At 57.3% G+C, this 17,138-nt stretch carries 14 protein-coding genes; 5 read left to right on the forward strand and 9 right to left on the reverse strand.

Going from position 1 to position 17,138, the window contains the following annotated elements:
* Positions 1–16 precede the first annotated feature (16 nt).
* The 3 genes from ftsL to mraZ are packed head-to-tail and all read right to left on the reverse strand — an operon-like array spanning position 17 to position 1,736.
* Positions 17–337 carry a cell division protein FtsL gene (gene ftsL, locus QMZ29_RS00565; protein ID WP_015376645.1) on the reverse strand — a complete coding sequence of 107 codons (321 nt, stop codon included), beginning with the start codon at positions 335–337 and terminating at the stop codon, positions 17–19.
* A complete protein-coding gene (rsmH, locus tag QMZ29_RS00570; protein WP_025301565.1) occupies positions 334–1,275 on the reverse strand; it encodes a 16S rRNA (cytosine(1402)-N(4))-methyltransferase RsmH in 942 nt (313 codons plus the stop codon). The genes ftsL and rsmH overlap by 4 nt, the downstream gene beginning before the upstream one ends.
* Positions 1,276–1,277: 2 nt before the next feature.
* Positions 1,278–1,736: a division/cell wall cluster transcriptional repressor MraZ gene (mraZ, locus tag QMZ29_RS00575; protein ID WP_025159638.1), complete on the reverse strand. Its 459-nt coding sequence runs from the start codon at positions 1,734–1,736 to the stop codon at positions 1,278–1,280.
* 864 nt (positions 1,737–2,600) lie between these two features.
* Here mraZ and QMZ29_RS00580 point away from each other — a divergent pair.
* Positions 2,601–3,041 (forward strand): L-alanine exporter AlaE, encoded by a 441-nt coding sequence (locus QMZ29_RS00580; protein ID WP_261427470.1) that lies wholly within the window; start codon positions 2,601–2,603, stop codon positions 3,039–3,041.
* Positions 3,042–3,078: 37 nt separating this feature from the next.
* Here QMZ29_RS00580 and cra read toward each other — a convergent pair whose 3' ends face one another.
* From cra to leuO, 5 genes are all read right to left on the reverse strand, one after another.
* The gene (cra, locus tag QMZ29_RS00585) at positions 3,079–4,083 is read right to left on the reverse strand and encodes a catabolite repressor/activator (RefSeq protein ID WP_025301563.1); all 1,005 of its coding nucleotides are present in this window, start codon (positions 4,081–4,083) and stop codon (positions 3,079–3,081) included.
* Between the two features lie 218 nt (positions 4,084–4,301).
* Positions 4,302–4,793 carry an acetolactate synthase small subunit gene (ilvN, locus tag QMZ29_RS00590; protein WP_004932806.1) on the reverse strand — a complete coding sequence of 164 codons (492 nt, stop codon included), beginning with the start codon at positions 4,791–4,793 and terminating at the stop codon, positions 4,302–4,304.
* Between the two features lie 2 nt (positions 4,794–4,795).
* Positions 4,796–6,514, reverse strand: a complete 1,719-nt coding sequence (gene ilvI / locus QMZ29_RS00595) for an acetolactate synthase 3 large subunit (protein WP_043135936.1) — start codon at positions 6,512–6,514, stop codon at positions 4,796–4,798.
* A gap of 316 nt (positions 6,515–6,830) precedes the next feature.
* Entirely contained in the window at positions 6,831–8,639 is a 1,809-nt protein-coding gene (locus QMZ29_RS00600) for an AMP-dependent synthetase/ligase (protein WP_148123128.1), read from the reverse strand.
* Positions 8,640–9,104: 465 nt separating this feature from the next.
* Positions 9,105–10,052, reverse strand: coding sequence for a transcriptional regulator LeuO (leuO, locus tag QMZ29_RS00605; protein ID WP_025301560.1), 948 nt, complete (start codon positions 10,050–10,052; stop codon positions 9,105–9,107).
* 872 nt (positions 10,053–10,924) lie between these two features.
* On the opposite strand from leuO, the gene leuA reads away from it, so the two are divergent.
* Genes leuA through leuD form a run of 4 tightly spaced genes read left to right on the forward strand, consistent with a single transcriptional unit; the run spans position 10,925 to position 15,607 of the window.
* Positions 10,925–12,499, forward strand: coding sequence for a 2-isopropylmalate synthase (gene leuA, locus QMZ29_RS00610; protein ID WP_004932820.1), 1,575 nt, complete (start codon positions 10,925–10,927; stop codon positions 12,497–12,499).
* Positions 12,500–12,501: 2 nt separating this feature from the next.
* Positions 12,502–13,593 (forward strand): 3-isopropylmalate dehydrogenase, encoded by a 1,092-nt coding sequence (leuB, locus tag QMZ29_RS00615; protein WP_025159635.1) that lies wholly within the window; start codon positions 12,502–12,504, stop codon positions 13,591–13,593.
* Position 13,594: 1 nt separating this feature from the next.
* Positions 13,595–14,995, forward strand: coding sequence for a 3-isopropylmalate dehydratase large subunit (leuC, locus tag QMZ29_RS00620; RefSeq protein ID WP_025301558.1), 1,401 nt, complete (start codon positions 13,595–13,597; stop codon positions 14,993–14,995).
* A 9-nt stretch (positions 14,996–15,004) separates the two neighbouring features.
* A complete protein-coding gene (leuD, locus tag QMZ29_RS00625) occupies positions 15,005–15,607 on the forward strand; it encodes a 3-isopropylmalate dehydratase small subunit (RefSeq protein WP_043135950.1) in 603 nt (200 codons plus the stop codon).
* A 37-nt stretch (positions 15,608–15,644) separates the two neighbouring features.
* On the opposite strand, the gene QMZ29_RS00630 is transcribed toward leuD, so the two are convergent.
* Entirely contained in the window at positions 15,645–17,117 is a 1,473-nt protein-coding gene (locus QMZ29_RS00630) for a DASS family sodium-coupled anion symporter (RefSeq protein ID WP_025301557.1), read from the reverse strand.
* Positions 17,118–17,138 lie beyond the last annotated feature (21 nt).

The following is a 17,138-nucleotide window of genomic DNA, read 5'->3' on the forward strand; positions in this document are numbered from 1 at the left end:
ATTCCGGTTAAACCATTCATTGTTTAACGATGATATTTTCCTGCGATGGATCAACGTGTTGCATCTGCAGTTTTTCTGTCGCGATACGTTCAACCCGGCTGTGATCGCCGAGGGCGTTCTCTTCTAAAATCAGGTTGCGCCACTCGATGTCCAGCGCATCGCGCTCCAGAACCAGCTGTTCGCGCTCGGCGGTCAGCAGGCGGGTGCGGTGCGCGGTAGTCACCACGAAAATCGCGGAGACCAGTGACGCAATCAGTAAAATCAGGGGGATCTTGGCGTTGCGCAGCAGATCGCCGCCAATGACCCCAACCAGACCGTGACGTTCGTTGCCGATCACGCGGGCATCCTCTCAGCAATACGCAGCACCGAGCTGCGCGCACGCGGGTTGTCCGCCACTTCCGCTTCCGACGGCATCATTTTGCCCAGCGCTTTCAGCGTTCGTCCGCCCATGCTGCGCAGTTGCTCTTCGGTCAACGGAATGCCCGCCGGCACCTGAGCGCCGCGGCTGTGGTGACGCATAAAGCGTTTGACAATGCGGTCTTCCAGCGAGTGGAAACTTATGATCGACAAACGGCCCTGTGGGGCCAGCACTTCCAGCGCGCCGTCGAGCGCACGCTCGATCTCTTCCAGCTCGCTGTTGATATAGATGCGGATCGCCTGGAAGCTGCGCGTCGCCGGATGCTTGTGCTTTTCACGGAACGGGCTGGCATCGGCAATCAGATCCGCCAACTCTTTGGTGCGCGTCATCGGCTCCACGCGGTTTCTTTCGACGATGGCGCGTGCGATGCGCTTGGCGAAACGCTCTTCGCCAAAGGTTTTCAGCACCCAGGCGATATCGTCCGCCTCGGCCTTCATCAGCCAATCCGCGGCGGACAGGCCGGTGGACGGATCCATGCGCATGTCCAGCGGACCGTCGCGCATGAAGGAGAACCCGCGCTCTGCGTCGTCAAGCTGCGGCGAGGAAACGCCCAGATCGAGCAGAACGCCGTCGATCTTGCCGACCAGTTCGCGCTCCCGCACATAGTGCGACAACTCGGAAAATGGGCCGTGTACGATGGTAAAACGAGGATCTTCAATAGATTTGGCGGCTGCAATCGCCTGAGGGTCACGGTCAATTGCCAGCAAGCGCCCTTCCGGCCCCAGCTGGGACAGAATCAGACGAGAATGGCCACCGCGACCAAAAGTACCGTCGATATATATGCCGTTGCTGCGGATGTTGAGGCCGTTGACGGCTTCGTCCAGCAGGACGGTGGTGTGTTTATAGTTTTCCAACATGCTTATAGCGACAAGTCCTGTAGCCGCTCAGACAACGGTTCCTGAGTCGACTGTTCAGCGTCAATATCATCCTTGACTTGTTGATACCAGGTCTGTTCATCCCACAGTTCAAACTTGTTGAACTGACCGACCAGCATCACTTCTTTTGTGAGCCCGGCGTGTTGCCGCAGCGTATTGGCAAGCAGCAAACGACCGGCACTATCCATCTGACACTCACTGGCATGCCCCAACAGCAGGCGCTGAACGCGGCGCTCGGCGGGATTCATGCTCGACAGACGTGATAATTTTTGTTCAATAATTTCCCATTCGGGCAAAGGATAAAGCAGCAGGCAGGGCTGATGGAGGTCAATGGTACAGACCATTTGGCCTTGCGATTCCTCGTTGAGCAATTCCCGATATCGGGTAGGTACGGCGAGCCGCCCTTTGCTGTCGAGGTTGACCATCGTCGCTCCACGGAACATTCCTGAGCTACCCCTTAGTGACCGTTTTCACCACTTTACCCCACAAATTCCCACACAATGGAGTTTACGGAGGGTATGAAAACCTTGTCAAGCCAGAGCGCCAGCGCTTTGGCAATATTTCTCTGGTCATTTTGGGAGCTGACTCGCGAAAGAAACTCTGATTATTCGACGATTAAAAATTAACACCATGATAAACGGAGAGAATTTTCTAAGCGGAAAGAATCTGATTAAAAACCTGACGAACTGGCGATTAATTAACTCATTACTTCCTTCTGCAAGCCATGTCTCATTTTTCAGCTCGGCAATCTCAGGGCTGTAACCGCTGCCGCCCCGCGCCCGCCAAGGCTCAGCGCCTGGCGAATCGACCGAAGAATAAGGCCATAACCCCTTGAGTTAATAACGCTCAATCGTTATTCACCGTGAAACTGCGCGCTATTTTACTTCAATTTGTCCCGCCATGATGAGAGCACGATAAAAATAAATGGCTCGGATATTACGAGCAGAAGTAATTTCGATTTAAATCAATTTGGTAAGATTATTCCCAAAATACCTGTTTACAATTATGGTTTCATTTTCTTACACCTTTATTTCCACAATTTTTGCCGGAAAAAAACCTCTTCAAACACCAAAAATCGCAACTGCATGTTTTTAATGAATTTATTTAAATTCACCGATTTTAATCTCCCTGTCCCATCCTGTGCCCCTGTTCTGCGGGACAAAAACCGAACAAATGTTAAAAATAAAAATTTAAATCCAGTTAAAAAACACAATACAGATTAGTACACTATATGAAGTGCAAAAAACCAGAACTAACAACTACGAATAAATAATTTAACAGAACATTAACCAAAAAGGAGAGAGTGCATGCTTTCGCCCGCCCCTCACTGGCGTAGCGCCGCTGCCGATACGTTCGCACTGGTGGTGTACTGCTTTATCGCCGGCATGGCGATAGAAGTGTTGATCTCCGGCATGAGCTTCCAGCAATCCCTCTCTTCGCGCCTGCTGTCGATCCCGGTCAACATCCTGATCGCCTGGCCTTACGGCCGCTATCGCGATCTGTTTATCCGCACGGCACGCCGCTGCCCACGCGGCCAATTCCTACTGCGCAACCTCGCCGATCTGCTGGCTTACGTCAGTTTCCAGTCGCCGGTTTATGCCGCCATTCTGTGGAGCGTGGGCGCCGACGGCCAACAAATGCTGACGGCGGTGACCAGCAATGCGCTGGTCTCCATGGCGATGGGCGTAGTGTATGGCTATTTCCTGGAATATTGCCGACGGCTGTTTCGGGTCGCGGGTTACGTCTAAACCAGGAGCCCGACAACGCGGGCTCCTGTAGAGCGGCCTATTTGCGGCTCAGGCTACCGCGGCGGAACAGATTACGGCGTATCCGCGTCAGTCCCGGTTTGGGTTTACGCGGTTCGTCCAGGCTGGCCAACACCAGCTCCAGCACGCGTTCGGCCACGTCGCGATGGCGCTGCGCTACCGCGAGCACCGGGCACTCCAGAAAATCCAACAGCTCATGGTCGCCGAAGGTGGCAATCGCCAGATCGGTCGGCAAACGGCCGCGTTGCTTCAGCGTCACGTCCATCACGCCCTGCAATAAAGAGAACGACGTGGTGAACAGCGCCTGCGGCATCGGGTGCGTTTTCAGCCATTCGGCAAACAGCGCGCCGGCGGCCTCACGCTCATAGCTGTTGGCGTACAGATAATCGACATGGCGAGGATCCTCTTGCCAGGCCTGACGGAAGCCCTGCTCACGCAGGAAGCTGACCGAAAGCTCCGGCAAGGCGCCCAGGTACAGTACCGACTCCGCCGGGAAGGTGCGCAGCTCCTGCGCCAGCGCAAAGGCATCTTCCTCGTCGGCCCCGACGACGCTGATGAAATGCTCGCGATCCAACGCGCGGTCCAGTGCGATGATCGGCAGCGGATCGTTGGCCCAGCGTTGATAGAAGGGGTGCTCCGGCGGCAAGGCGGTGGAAACGATGATGGCGTCCACCTGACGCTGCAGCAAGTGCTCGATACAGCGCATTTCGTTGTCCGGCTGATCTTCGGAGCAGGCGATCAGCAATTGATAACCACGCTGGCGCGCCTGACGCTCCAGGTAGTTGGCGATACGGGTATAGCTGGTATTTTCCAGATCCGGGATCACCAGACCGATAGAACGGGTGCGCCCAGCGCGCAGCCCTGCCGCGACGGCATTCGGGTGGTAGTTATGCTCCCTGACCACGGCCATCACTTTCTCGACGGTTTTATCGCTGACACGATACTGCTTCGCCTTGCCGTTGATGACATAACTGGCCGTCGTGCGCGAAACGCCCGCGAGACGCGCGATTTCATCCAGTTTCACATTAACCCCTTAATGACGCTGAAAATAGAAGTGAAGGCTGTGCTCGGATTAACCATGACATCCCGTGCGGTTATTCAATCCAGCCTCTGCGATCTAACAGCAGAAAACACTACCTAGCAACCGCTTTTGCCGAAAGGTGCCAGCAATCGGGCAAAAAAATGCCGAAAAACAAAGGGCGCAGCCATGCCGCGCCCCGATTATTCGCCACTAAACCGCGCTCAGCGCATGATTTTGTCGCCGCGCGACACGCCGACCACGCCGGAACGCGCCACTTCCACAATCTCCGCCACTTCACGCACCGCGCTCAGGAAGGCGTCGAGCTTGTCGCTGGTGCCGGCCAGCTGTACCGTGTACAGCGTCGCCGTCACATCGACGATCTGGCCGCGGAAAATGTCGGCGCAGCGTTTCACCTCTTCACGGCCATAACCGCTGGCCTGCAGCTTCACCAGCATGATCTCGCGCTCGACGTGAGCGCCTTGCACCAGCTCGCTGACGCGCAGCACGTCCACCAGCTTGTGCAGCTGTTTCTCAATCTGCTCCAGCACTTTCTCGTCGCCGACGGTCTGGATAGTCATGCGCGACAGCGTCGGATCGTCGGTCGGCGCCACCGTCAGGCTTTCAATGTTATAACCGCGCTGGGAGAACAGCCCGACCACGCGCGACAAGGCGCCGGATTCGTTTTCCAGCAAGACAGATAAAATACGGCGCATGATCAGGTCCTCTCCGTTTTGCTAAGCCACATTTCGTCCATGCTTCCGCCGCGGATCTGCATCGGGTAAACATGTTCGGTTTCATCGACGGTCACGTCGACGAACACCAGCCGCTCTTTTTCCGCCAGCGCCTGCGCCAGCTTACTTTCCAGCTCATCCGGCGTGCGGATGGCGATGCCGACATGGCCGTAAGCCTCGGCCAGCTTGACGAAGTCCGGCAGCGAATCCATGTAAGACTGCGAATGGCGGCCGGAATAAATCATGTCCTGCCACTGCTTCACCATGCCCAGATAACGGTTATTGAGGTTCACCACCACCACCGGCAGGTTATATTGCAGCGCAGTGGACAGCTCCTGAATATTCATCTGAATGCTGCCGTCGCCGGTCACGCACACCACGGTTTCTTCCGGCAGCGCCAGCTTGACGCCCAATGCCGCCGGCAGGCCGAAGCCCATGGTGCCGAGGCCGCCGGAGTTGATCCAGCGGCGCGGTTTGTCGAACGGATAATAGAGCGCGGCGAACATCTGGTGCTGGCCCACGTCCGAGGTGACGTAGGCGTCGCCTTTGGTCAGGCGGTGCAGGGTTTCGATCACCGCCTGCGGCTTGATGGTGCCGCTGTGCTTGTCGTAACCCAGGCAGTCGCGGGCACGCCACTGCTCGATAGACTGCCACCAGTCGCGCAGCGCATCGTGATCCTGCGCTTTCTCATCCTGCGCCAGCAGCTCCAGCATTTGAACCAACACCTGCTTGGCATCGCCGACGATCGGAATATCGGCGTCCACCGTTTTGGAGATCGAAGTCGGATCGATATCAATGTGCAGCACGGTGGCGTCCGGGCAGTATTTAGCCAGATTGTTGGTGGTGCGATCGTCGAAGCGCACGCCTACGGCGAAGATCACGTCGGCATGGTGCATGGTTTTGTTGGCTTCATAGGTTCCGTGCATGCCGAGCATACCGACGCTCTGACGATGGGTGCCGGGGAAAGCGCCCAATCCCATCAGGCTGCTGGTTACCGGCAGGTTCAGCTGCTCCGCCAACGACAGTAATTCAGCTTCACAACCGGCGTTGATCGCGCCGCCGCCGACGTACATCACCGGCTTTTTGGCCGCCAGAATGGTTTGTAACGCGCGTTTGATCTGCCCGCGGTGGCCCTGCACCGTCGGGTTATAAGAACGCATGCTCACGTCCTGCGGGTAGGCATAAGGCATCCGCACCGCCGGGCCGACAATGTCTTTCGGCAGATCGATCACTACCGGGCCGGGGCGGCCGCTGGAGGCCAGGTAAAAGGCCTTCTTCAACACCGCCGGGATGTCTTCGGTGCGTTTTACCAGGAAGCTGTGCTTCACCACCGGACGCGAAATCCCCACCATATCGCACTCCTGGAAGGCGTCGTAGCCGATCAGCGAGCTGGGCACTTGTCCCGACAGCACCACCATCGGGATCGAATCCATATAGGCGGTAGCGATACCGGTAATGGCATTGGTGGCGCCGGGGCCGGAGGTCACCAACACCACGCCCACTTCACCGGTGGCGCGCGCGTAACCGTCGGCCATGTGCACCGCACCTTGCTCGTGGCGCACCAGAATATGATCGATCCCTCCGACCGTATGCAGGGCGTCGTAGATATCGAGTACCGCCCCGCCGGGATAGCCGAATACATGCTTAACGCCCTGATCGATCAACGATCGGACGACCATCTCGGCTCCTGACAACATCTCCATGGGTTTGCCTCCAGGCTTGCTTATTCTTCTCTGGCGCCGGAACGTAGCGCCTGCTGCGGGGCAATGCCCCTAAATTTTTATGGGTTGTCGCTATCGAATTAACATAACGTCAGAAGATGGGGCAGGCAAACGGCAAAATGGCTTAACGGCGGCGGGGTTATTGCCAAGCGGCTGGAGATCGCGGCTTTATAAAAACAATGCGCTAGCCCCAGAGGCATCAGGCTAGGCATTGTTTCGAACAGAGGGAAAATTACAGAACTAAATCAGGCGAGGTATATGCCGTTTTTTTCGCCGGACGCGCGATCCGGCGGCAGCGTCAAGCCTGTTCCTGGTACATTGAGTCGATTTCACGCTGATAGCGCTGCAGGATCACTTTGCGGCGCAGCTTCAGCGTTGGCGTCAGCTCTCCCAGCTCCATGGAAAAGGCCGCCGGCAGCAGAGTGAACTTCTTCACCTGTTCGAAGCGCGCCAGCTCCTTTTGCATCTCGCGCAGACGCTTTTCGAACATCTCGAGAATTTCACCGTTGCGCAGCAGTTCCAGACGATCTTGGTACTTCAGGTTGACTGACTTCGCGTACTCTTCCAGCGACTCAAAGCACGGCACGATCAGCGCGGAAACGAACTTGCGCGCATCGGCGATGATCGCCACCTGTTCGATAAAACGGTCCTGCGCCAGCGTACCTTCCAGCATCTGCGGCGCGATGTATTTGCCGCCGGAGGTTTTCATCAAATCCTTCAGGCGCTCGGTGATGAACAGATTGCCCTCTTCATCGATCGCCCCGGCATCGCCGGTTTTCAGCCAGCCGTCTGCGGTAAAGGTCGCGGCGGTTTCCAATGGCTTGTTGAAATAGCCGCGCATCACGATCGGCCCTCGCACCTGGATTTCATTTTCTTCACCGATGCGCACCTCGACCTCCGGCAGCGGTTTGCCGATGGAGCCGAAACGGAAATGCCCCTCTTCCCAACAGGAGACGGTCGCACAGGTTTCGGTCATGCCGTAGCCGTACTTGATGTTGACGCCCATCGCCTGGAAGAACAGGATCACATTGTCATCCAGCTTGGCTCCCGCCGCCGGCAGAAAGCGCACCCGGCCGCCGAGGATGCCGCGCAACTTGCTCAATACCAGCTTGTCGGCCCAGCGATGAGAGAGTTCGAACAGTTTGCCCAACGGTTTGCCGGCCCGCTCTTGAAGGAACTTGCGCTCCCCGCAGACGATCGCCCAGTGGAACAGCGCGCGGCGCAGCCAAGGGGCGCGCGCCACTTTTTCATGCACCGCGCTGAAAATCTTCTCGTAGAAACGCGGTACCGCGCACATCAGCGTCGGGCGGACCTGCCCCATCGCTTCCCGCACCCAGTCGGTGTTCGGCAGGAAGACGTTCTGCGCGCCGGAATGCATCACAAAGAAGCTCCAGGCACGTTCGAACACGTGCGACAGCGGCAGGAAGCTGAGCGACACATCTTCTTCGCCGACCGTCAGCCTTTCATCATGCAGGTAAAGCTGCGCCGCCAGGTTGCGGTAGTCCAGCATCACCCCTTTCGGCTCGCCGGTAGTGCCCGAGGTATAGATCAGGGTGAAGAGATCCTGCAGGTCGCACTCTTCAATACGCTGCCGACGTTGAGCGGCAAAAGCCACCGGATCGGCAGCGCGTTCGAAGGCGCTCAGATGCTGTGCGATCTCGCAGCCGCGCAGATCGGCCCCCTCGTCGAAAACGACAATATGGCGCAGCTGCGGGCAGACGCCGCGCAGCGCGATGGCGGCGTCAAGCTGCGCCTGCTCGCCAACGAACAGTATACGGATGTCGGCGTCGTTGGTGACGAACGCCGCCTGTGCCGGCGTATTGGTGGAATACAGCGGTACGCTGACACCGCGCAGATGCAGGATAGCGAGATCGGCCAACGCCCAGGCCATCGTGTTATTGGCGAAAATACCGATGCGTTCTTGCACGTCGACGCCAAGCCCCAGCAGCCCGGCGGCAATGCGATCAATACGAGTGGCGGCCTCTCCCCAGGTCAATTGAAACTCGCCGTTTGGCGACCATTGGCGAAAAGCTGTGCGATCGGCTCGATGGATGATTTGATGCTGTATACGATGGATAAGATGGTATTGCAGCAGATTAGTGATCATAGTGCTCTAAGCCTGAAATGAATCATACAGTTAAGCCTGAACGACGCCTTGCGGCCCTCATCTCAGCTTACACGTGTTTACTTTTTTCCGCGCAGTCTACCTACTCTCAGGCAGAGGGAAAAGTGATTTCAGCGTAGAAGTGTGAGCCAAAACTCAGGCCGGCTTTCGCGCTTTCATGGGTTGGACAGAACGGGAAAGAAAAGGTTGGGTGGCGGCAATAAAACGCGGCCCATCCGGGCCGCCGCATCGAATTAGTTTAAAATACCAGCCGAAAAGTAAAAATCAGAATATTAATTTATATTAATTATTTTTGGTAAACGAACCAACCCATCCTGAAAATAAGTTATTTTATCGCCGCAAAACCAAGAAACATCTTAATAAAAACCCAGATAGTTCTTAGCTTTTATCATGAGAAAAAAACGATCAGTTGAATATTATTTTTGTATGACCCCATTTTTTATCGCGTTACTTTGGGTTACCGGCCTCAATCAGAACGGATTTCATCCACTGGTGGCCTTTATCCCGCTCGGAGGATTCATGCCAGGAGAGATAGCAAGTGGCTTTATTATCGTTGCCACATAAAGGAACCGACTTTATTTTCAACGCTTCCGTCTGTTGCCGCACCAGCCAGGCGGGCGCAATCGCCACCATGTCCGTTTGCGACACCATATTCAACACGCTGTAGAGATCCGTGCACTGTTGTGTCACGGTGCGCAGCATCGGTTCCTCTAAATAAAAAGGTTTACTGAAAGAACCAAAACTTTCCAGAGAAACTGCCGCGTGCTGTTCGGCCAACATTTTCTCCGGCGTCACCTCCTCCCCTATTCGCGGGTGCGCCTGCGCGACCGCCAGCACTAATTCGTCGTCGAACATTGCCAGGCTGCGAAACTCCGCCGACTCGAAACGGCTGTAGCCGATGACAAACTCGACGTCCTGATAACGCAATTGATGTTCGATATTATTGTTAATGTATGACTTTATTTGCAGGTTAAGCTGCGGCGCGATCTGTTTGACGTGATTGATTATTCCAGCGCCCAGACGTAAATCGAGCGGGCTGCACAGCGACAAGGAGAACGCTCGCGTGCTGGTCAGCGGCTCAAACTCAGATCCCGGCAACTCATTTTGCACCAGCTGCAGCGCTTGCCGCACCGGCCCGAACAGCTGCCTGGCGCGCATAGTGGGCTGAATCCCGCGCCCGCAGCGCACAAACAGTTCATCGTTGAACATCACCTTCAGGCGCGCCACCGCGTTACTCACCGCCGGCTGCGACATCCCCAACGAATTAGCGGCTCGCGTAATATTTTGCATTTGCATCACGGCGTCAAACACCGTCAGCAAATTAAGATCGACGCTGCGCAAATGAATGTCCGCCGGCTCTTTGACCATGGCGATTTCTGAATCATATTCAGCCATATTTCACTCCACTAAATCCTGTGTAGATAATCTAATCCTTATGCTCGAAAAACAATGAAACGCCGCATTGTCTTATCTTTGCACGACAAATCCTGCTATTACCGTCATGAGCCGATAAAAAACCTCGTGTTATCGACACGATATAAGTCGTATATGGAATGCATGTCAGTCACTTATCCCGTCAGCAGGAAGAATGCTACCTGGGTGGTACCAACAATTAGGTATTAACAATGATTAATACAATTAAACAACGTAACCGCACTGTATGAGACAAACTATAAAAACACATCATAAGCAATCAAACCATCTAAAAACACCGCTCACTTTGTGTAAAATCGCATTATTTTGTTATATTATGACTAAAACAATCAATTAATCATATGAATCCAATTTCAATCATTTGAATTAAAAATGTTATTTTGTTGCCTCCCGTGATTAATCTCTCTTAATTTTCATCACAAATCTTAACCCAACAAAATCCAGAAGCAATTAGCGCAGTCTCTATTCGATTCGTTTATGCTAAGCAACGCGCAAACTGCGCCCCACTTTTTCTCTAGAGCACCGCATTTTTACCGAATGTTCCTCTGTTTGGCCACTTAGCCGGTGCATTGTCCCCGCATTCAATCAGGTGTTGACATCGCCAGGCCAATCACGTATCAAATTAGGCAGACACCCAATTTAAGAGAAGCTGAACCCTTATGATCCGTACCCACCGTCTACTAGGCCTACTACTCAACGCATCTTGTTTGCGCGGTATGCCTGTGGATGAAGTTCGGAGCTGACTCAGCCGATCACCCATAAGAAACCCGCGCTACTGCGCGGGTTTTTTTTTGCCCGCTTAGCGTGAAATCAACACGATAAGGAATGCACCGATGAGCCAACAAGTCATTATTTTCGATACCACGCTGCGTGACGGCGAACAGGCATTGCAGGCCAGCCTGAGCGTAAAAGAGAAGATTCAGATTGCGCTGGCGCTGGAAAGAATGGGCGTTGACGTGATGGAAGTCGGCTTCCCGGTCTCTTCGCCGGGCGACTTCGAATCGGTGCAAACCATCGCGCGCCAGATCAAGAACAGTCGCGTCTGCGGCCTGGCCCGCTGCGTGGACAAAGACATCGACGTGGCCGCCGAAGCGCTGCGCGTCGCCGAAGCGTTCCGCATCCACGTGTTCCTGGCCACCTCCACCCTGCATATCGAATCGAAGCTGAAGCGCTCGTTCGACGAAGTGTTGGAGATGGCGGTGCGCTCGGTCAAACGCGCCCGCAACTACACCGACGACGTAGAGTTCTCCTGTGAAGACGCCGGCCGCACGCCGATCGACAATCTGTGCCGCGTGGTCGAAGCCGCCATCAACGCCGGCGCCACCACCATCAATATTCCGGACACCGTCGGCTACACCACGCCGAACCAGTTCGGCGGCATCATCACCACCTTGTATGACCGCGTGCCGAACATCGACAAAGCCATCATTTCCGTACACTGCCACGACGATTTGGGCATGGCGGTCGGCAACTCCATTGCCGCGGTCCAGGCCGGCGCCCGTCAGGTGGAAGGCACCCTGAACGGCATCGGTGAGCGCGCCGGCAACTGTTCACTGGAAGAGGTGATCATGGCGATTAAAGTGCGCCAGGACATCATGAACGTGCACACCAACATCAATCATCAGGAAATCTTCCGCACCAGCCAGATCGTCAGCCAGCTGTGCAACATGCCGATTCCGGCCAACAAGGCGATCGTCGGCTCCAACGCCTTCGCCCACTCCTCCGGCATTCACCAGGACGGCGTGCTGAAGAACCGCGAAAACTACGAAATCATGACCCCGCAGTCGATCGGCCTGAAGGACGTGCAGTTGAACCTGACCTCCCGCTCCGGCCGCGCGGCGGTGAAACACCGCATGGAAGAGATGGGCTACCAGGAGCAGGACTACAACCTGGATACCCTGTATGCCGCCTTCCTGAAGCTGGCCGACAAAAAAGGCCAGGTGTTCGACTATGACCTGGAGGCGTTGGCCTTCATCAATAAACAGCAGGAAGAGCCGGAGCACTTCAGCCTGGGCTACTTCAGCGTGCAGTCCGGCAGCAGCATCATGGCCACCGCCTCGGTGAAACTGATCTGCGGCGGCGAAGAGAAAGCCGAAGCCGCCACCGGCAACGGCCCGGTCGATGCGGTCTATCAGGCGATCAATCGCATCACCGATTACCCGATCGAGCTGGTGAAGTACCAGTTGACCGCCAAGGGCCATGGCCGCGACGCGCTGGGCCAGGTGGATATCGTCGTCTCTTACAACGGCCGCCGCTTCCACGGCGTAGGCCTGGCGACCGACATCGTCGAATCCTCTGCCAAGGCAATGGTGCACGTGTTGAACAATATTTGGCGCTCACAGCAGGTAGAAAAAGAAAAGCAGCGCCTGCAGCAAAACAAACATCAAAATAATCAGGAAACGGTGTGAACATGACGAAGACTTATCACATTGCCGTCTTGCCCGGAGACGGCATCGGCCCGGAAGTAATGGCTCAGGCGCGCAAAGTATTGGACGCGGTGCGTCAACGCTTTGATATTCGCATCACCACCGCCGAGTACGACGTCGGCGGCATCGCCATCGATCGCCACGGCAGCCCGTTGCCGGCGGCGACCGTCGCCGGCTGCGAGCAGGCCGACGCCATCCTGTTCGGCTCGGTGGGCGGCCCGAAATGGGAACACCTGCCGCCGGCCGAGCAGCCGGAACGCGGCGCGCTGTTGCCGCTGCGCAAGCACTTCAAACTGTTCAGCAACCTGCGCCCGGCCCGCCTGTATCAAGGGCTGGAGGCATTCTGCCCGCTGCGCGCCGACATCGCCGCCCGCGGCTTCGACATTCTGTGCGTGCGCGAACTGACCGGTGGCATCTACTTTGGCCAACCGAAGGGCCGCGAAGGCCAGGGCATGCAGGAGCGCGCTTTCGATACCGAGGTGTATCACCGTTTCGAGATTGAACGCATCGCACGCATCGCCTTCGAATCCGCCCGCAAGCGCCGCCACAAGGTGACGTCGATCGACAAGGCCAACGTACTGCAAAGCTCCATCCTGTGGCGTGAAGTGGTCAATCAGGTTGCCAAGGATTACCCGGACGTGTCGCTGTCGCACATGTATATCGACAACGCCACCATGCAGCTGATCAAGGATCCGTCCCAATTCGACGTGCTGCTGTGCTCCAACCTGTTCGGCGACATCCTGTCCGACGAATGCGCGATGATCACCGGCTCGATGGGCATGTTGCCATCCGCCAGCCTGAACGAGCAAGGCTTCGGCCTGTACGAGCCGGCGGGCGGTTCCGCGCCGGATATTGCAGGCAAAGGCATCGCCAACCCAATTGCGCAGATCCTGTCCGCCACCCTGCTGCTGCGTTACAGCCTGGGCGCCGATGAAGCGGCCGACGCCGTGGAGCGCGCCATCAACCAGGCGTTGGAACAGGGCTACCGCACCGCCGATCTGGCCGGTGACGGCAAAGCCGTCAGCACCGATGAAATGGGCGACATCATCGCTCGCTTTGTAGCTCAGGGGGCATAACATGGCCAAGACCTTATATCAGAAGCTGTACGACGCCCACGTGGTATACGAAGCGCCGAACGAAACGCCGTTGCTGTATATCGACCGTCACCTGGTGCACGAAGTCACCTCGCCGCAGGCGTTCGACGGCCTGCGCGCCATGGGCCGCAAGGTACGCCAGCCCGGCAAAACCTTCGCCACCATGGATCACAACGTGTCGACCCAGACCAAAGACATCAACGCCAGCGGCGAGATGGCACGTATCCAGATGCAGGAGTTGATCAAGAACTGCGCGGAATTCGGCGTTTCGTTGTATGACCTGAATCACCCCTTCCAGGGCATCGTGCACGTGATCGGGCCTGAGCAAGGCATGACGCTGCCGGGCATGACCATCGTCTGCGGCGACTCGCACACCGCCACCCACGGCGCTTTCGGCTCGCTGGCGTTCGGCATCGGCACCTCCGAAGTGGAACACGTGCTGGCGACCCAAACCCTGAAGCAGGGCCGGGCCAAAACCATGAAGATTGAAGTCACCGGCGACGCCGCCGAGGGCATCACCGCCAAAGACATCGTGCTGGCGGTGATCGGCAAAACCGGCAGCGCCGGCGGCACCGGCCACGTGGTGGAGTTCTGCGGCAAAGCGATCGAAGCGTTGAGCATGGAAGGCCGCATGACCCTGTGCAACATGGCGATCGAAATGGGCGCCAAAGCCGGCTTAGTGGCGCCGGACGACACCACCTTCGCCTACCTGAAAGGGCGCCAGTTCGCGCCAACCGGCGAAAACTGGGAGCAGGCGGTCGCTTACTGGCGCACGTTGAAGTCCGACGCCGACGCCCAGTTCGATACCGTGGTGACGCTGCGCGCCGAAGAGATCGCACCGCAGGTCACCTGGGGCACCAACCCCGGCCAGGTGATCGCCGTCAATCAGGCGATCCCGGCGCCGGAATCGTTCAACGATCCGGTCGAGCGCGCCTCCGCCGAGAAAGCGCTGGCCTACATGGATTTGAAACCGGGCATCAAATTGACCGACGTGCCGATCGACAAAGTGTTCATCGGCTCCTGCACCAACTCACGCATCGAAGATCTGCGCGCGGCGGCGGCGATCGCCAAGGGGCGCAAGGTCGCCAGCGGCGTGCAGGCCATCGTGGTGCCGGGATCCGGCCCGGTGAAGGCCCAGGCGGAAGCCGAAGGGTTGGACAAAATCTTTATCGAAGCCGGTTTCGAATGGCGTTTGCCGGGTTGCTCAATGTGTCTGGCAATGAACAACGACCGTCTGAATCCGGGCGAGCGCTGCGCATCCACCAGCAACCGTAATTTCGAAGGGCGTCAGGGCCGCGGTGGGCGCACCCACCTGGTCAGCCCGGCGATGGCGGCCGCGGCCGCCGTCGCCGGTCACTTCGCCGACATCCGTGATATTCACTAAGGGGCTAACGTGGCTAAATTTACTCAACATACCGGCTTAGTGGTGCCTTTGGATGCGGCCAACGTCGACACCGACGCCATTATTCCCAAGCAGTTCTTACAGAAGGTCACCCGCACCGGTTTCGGCCAGCATCTGTTCAACGACTGGCGCTTCCTCGACGATGCCGGCCAGCAACCGAACCCGGCGTTCGTGCTGAACAAACCGCGCTATAAAGGCGCCAGCATCCTGTTGGCGCGGGAGAACTTCGGCTGCGGCTCCTCGCGCGAACACGCCCCTTGGGCGCTGACCGACTACGGGTTCAAAGTGGTGATCGCGCCGAGCTTCGCCGATATCTTCTACGGCAACTCATTTAACAACCAGCTGTTGCCGGTAACGCTGAGCGAGCAGCAGGTGGATGAACTGTTCAAACTGGTAGACGCCAACGAAGGGACGGAGTTCGTGGTGGATCTGGAGAACCAGACGGTCAACGCCGGCGGCAAAAGCTATCCGTTCGAAATCGACAGCTTCCGCCGCCACTGCATGATCAACGGGCTGGACAGCATCGGCCTGACGCTGCAGCACGAAGTGGACATCTCCCGCTACGAAGCGCAGCAGCCGGCGTTTCTGAATTAATCCCCTTCACCCGCCGCCCGGCGGGTGAATTTTTTCCTCACCAGTAGCCCAGCAGCTTCCACCACGCCCCGCCGATCAGCATCCAGATCAGCAGGTTAACCACACTCATCACCCATCCCGCTTTCCACCATTCTCCCAGCGTCACATAGCCGGAGCCAAAGATGATCGGCGCGGTGCCGGTGCCGTAATGCGTCAGCGACATCATCAGCGAAGAAGAAAACGCCAGGATCAGGCCCAGCAGCGCCGGTGGCGCGCCAAGCGCGATGCCGGCGGCGAAGAAGGCGGCGAACATCGCCGTCACGTGCGCGGTGGTGCTGGCGAAGAAATAGTGCGAATACAAGTAGATGAGAGTCAGCAAGATCGTACCGCCCACCCAGCTCATACCCATATGGTCAATGCCGTTGCCCACGGTCTGCGACAGCCAGCCGATCAGCCCCAGCTTGCCGAGGAAACTGGCCATCATCACCAGCGCCGAGAACCACACCACGGTGTCCCAGGCCCCTTTATGCTTCAGCACATCCTCCCAGCTCAGCACGCCGGTGGCCAGCAGCACCGCCAAGCCGATCAACGCCGCGGTGGTGGGATTGACCGCCAGCGCCGGGCCGAAGATCATCGCCGGAATGCCGGCCCACAGTATCAGCAACAGCGCGAACACCCCGAGGGTAATTTTTTCCGGCAGCGTCACCGGCCCCAACGCCTGCAGTTTTTCGCGCGCGAAGCGCGGCGCGTCCGGGGTGCTTTTCACCTCCGGCGGATACAGCAGGTAGATGACCAGCGGCATCACGAGCAGCGAACACAGCCCAGGTACCAGGGCGGCAATCGCCCACATCGACCAGGACAGCTCGAAGCTGCCATGGGTGCCTTTGGCGATCAGGCTGACGATCAACGGGTTAGGCGCAGTGGCGGTGATAAACATCGCCGAGGTGACCGGGTTGATGTTGTAGTTCACCAGCGACAGGTAGCGGCCGATCTTGCCGGAGGTATTGAGCTCCGGTTTGGAGCCGAAACTGTCGGCGATCGATTTCATGATCGGGTGAATGATGCCGCCGCCGCGCGCGGTGTTACTCGGCGTCACCGGCGCCAGTGTGGTTTCCGCCAGCGTCAGCGCATAGGCGATGCCCAGCGTTTTTTTGCCGAACAGCGAAATAAAATAGTAGCCGATGCGCGCGCCCAGCCCGGTTTTGTTCAGGCTGAGGGAGATCATGATCGAAAAGCCGATCAGCCAGATCAGCTGGTTGGAAAAACCGCTGAGTGCATCGTCCAGCGCGGCGCCCGGCTTGCCGGGATTGGTGACGCCGGTCACCGCCACCAGGGCGATGGCGATCACTGAGACCGCGCCAATCGGCATCGCTTTGCCGATAATGGCGATGATGGTGCCGATAAACAGCGCCAGCAGCTGCCAGGCGTTGGGCGCAACGCCCTCCGGTACGGGAATGAGGAACCAGATAATCAGCGTGGCGGCCAGGGCGCACAAGGAAGGAAGCGGTTTGAGCGGTGTGAGTTTATCCATAACGTTCCCACTGTTCTAAAC

This window comes from Serratia sp. PF-27, from assembly GCF_030053255.1.
Lineage (GTDB): Bacteria > Pseudomonadota > Gammaproteobacteria > Enterobacterales > Enterobacteriaceae > Serratia > Serratia bockelmannii.

What these genes read in the sequence shown, in the direction of transcription:
- rsmH (WP_025301565.1), bottom strand. Translation starts at nt 1,275, where the DNA reads ATGTTGGAAAACTATAAACACACCACCGTCCTGCTGGACGAAGCCGTC.
- mraZ (WP_025159638.1), bottom strand. Translation starts at nt 1,736, where the DNA reads ATGTTCCGTGGAGCGACGATGGTCAACCTCGACAGCAAAGGGCGGCTC.
- QMZ29_RS00580 (WP_261427470.1), top strand. Translation starts at nt 2,601, where the DNA reads ATGCTTTCGCCCGCCCCTCACTGGCGTAGCGCCGCTGCCGATACGTTC.
- ilvN (WP_004932806.1), bottom strand. Translation starts at nt 4,793, where the DNA reads ATGCGCCGTATTTTATCTGTCTTGCTGGAAAACGAATCCGGCGCCTTG.
- ilvI (WP_043135936.1), bottom strand. Translation starts at nt 6,514, where the DNA reads ATGGAGATGTTGTCAGGAGCCGAGATGGTCGTCCGATCGTTGATCGAT.
- QMZ29_RS00600 (WP_148123128.1), bottom strand. Translation starts at nt 8,639, where the DNA reads ATGATCACTAATCTGCTGCAATACCATCTTATCCATCGTATACAGCAT.
- leuO (WP_025301560.1), bottom strand. Translation starts at nt 10,052, where the DNA reads ATGGCTGAATATGATTCAGAAATCGCCATGGTCAAAGAGCCGGCGGAC.
- leuA (WP_004932820.1), top strand. Translation starts at nt 10,925, where the DNA reads ATGAGCCAACAAGTCATTATTTTCGATACCACGCTGCGTGACGGCGAA.
- leuB (WP_025159635.1), top strand. Translation starts at nt 12,502, where the DNA reads ATGACGAAGACTTATCACATTGCCGTCTTGCCCGGAGACGGCATCGGC.
- leuC (WP_025301558.1), top strand. Translation starts at nt 13,595, where the DNA reads ATGGCCAAGACCTTATATCAGAAGCTGTACGACGCCCACGTGGTATAC.
- QMZ29_RS00630 (WP_025301557.1), bottom strand. Translation starts at nt 17,117, where the DNA reads ATGGATAAACTCACACCGCTCAAACCGCTTCCTTCCTTGTGCGCCCTG.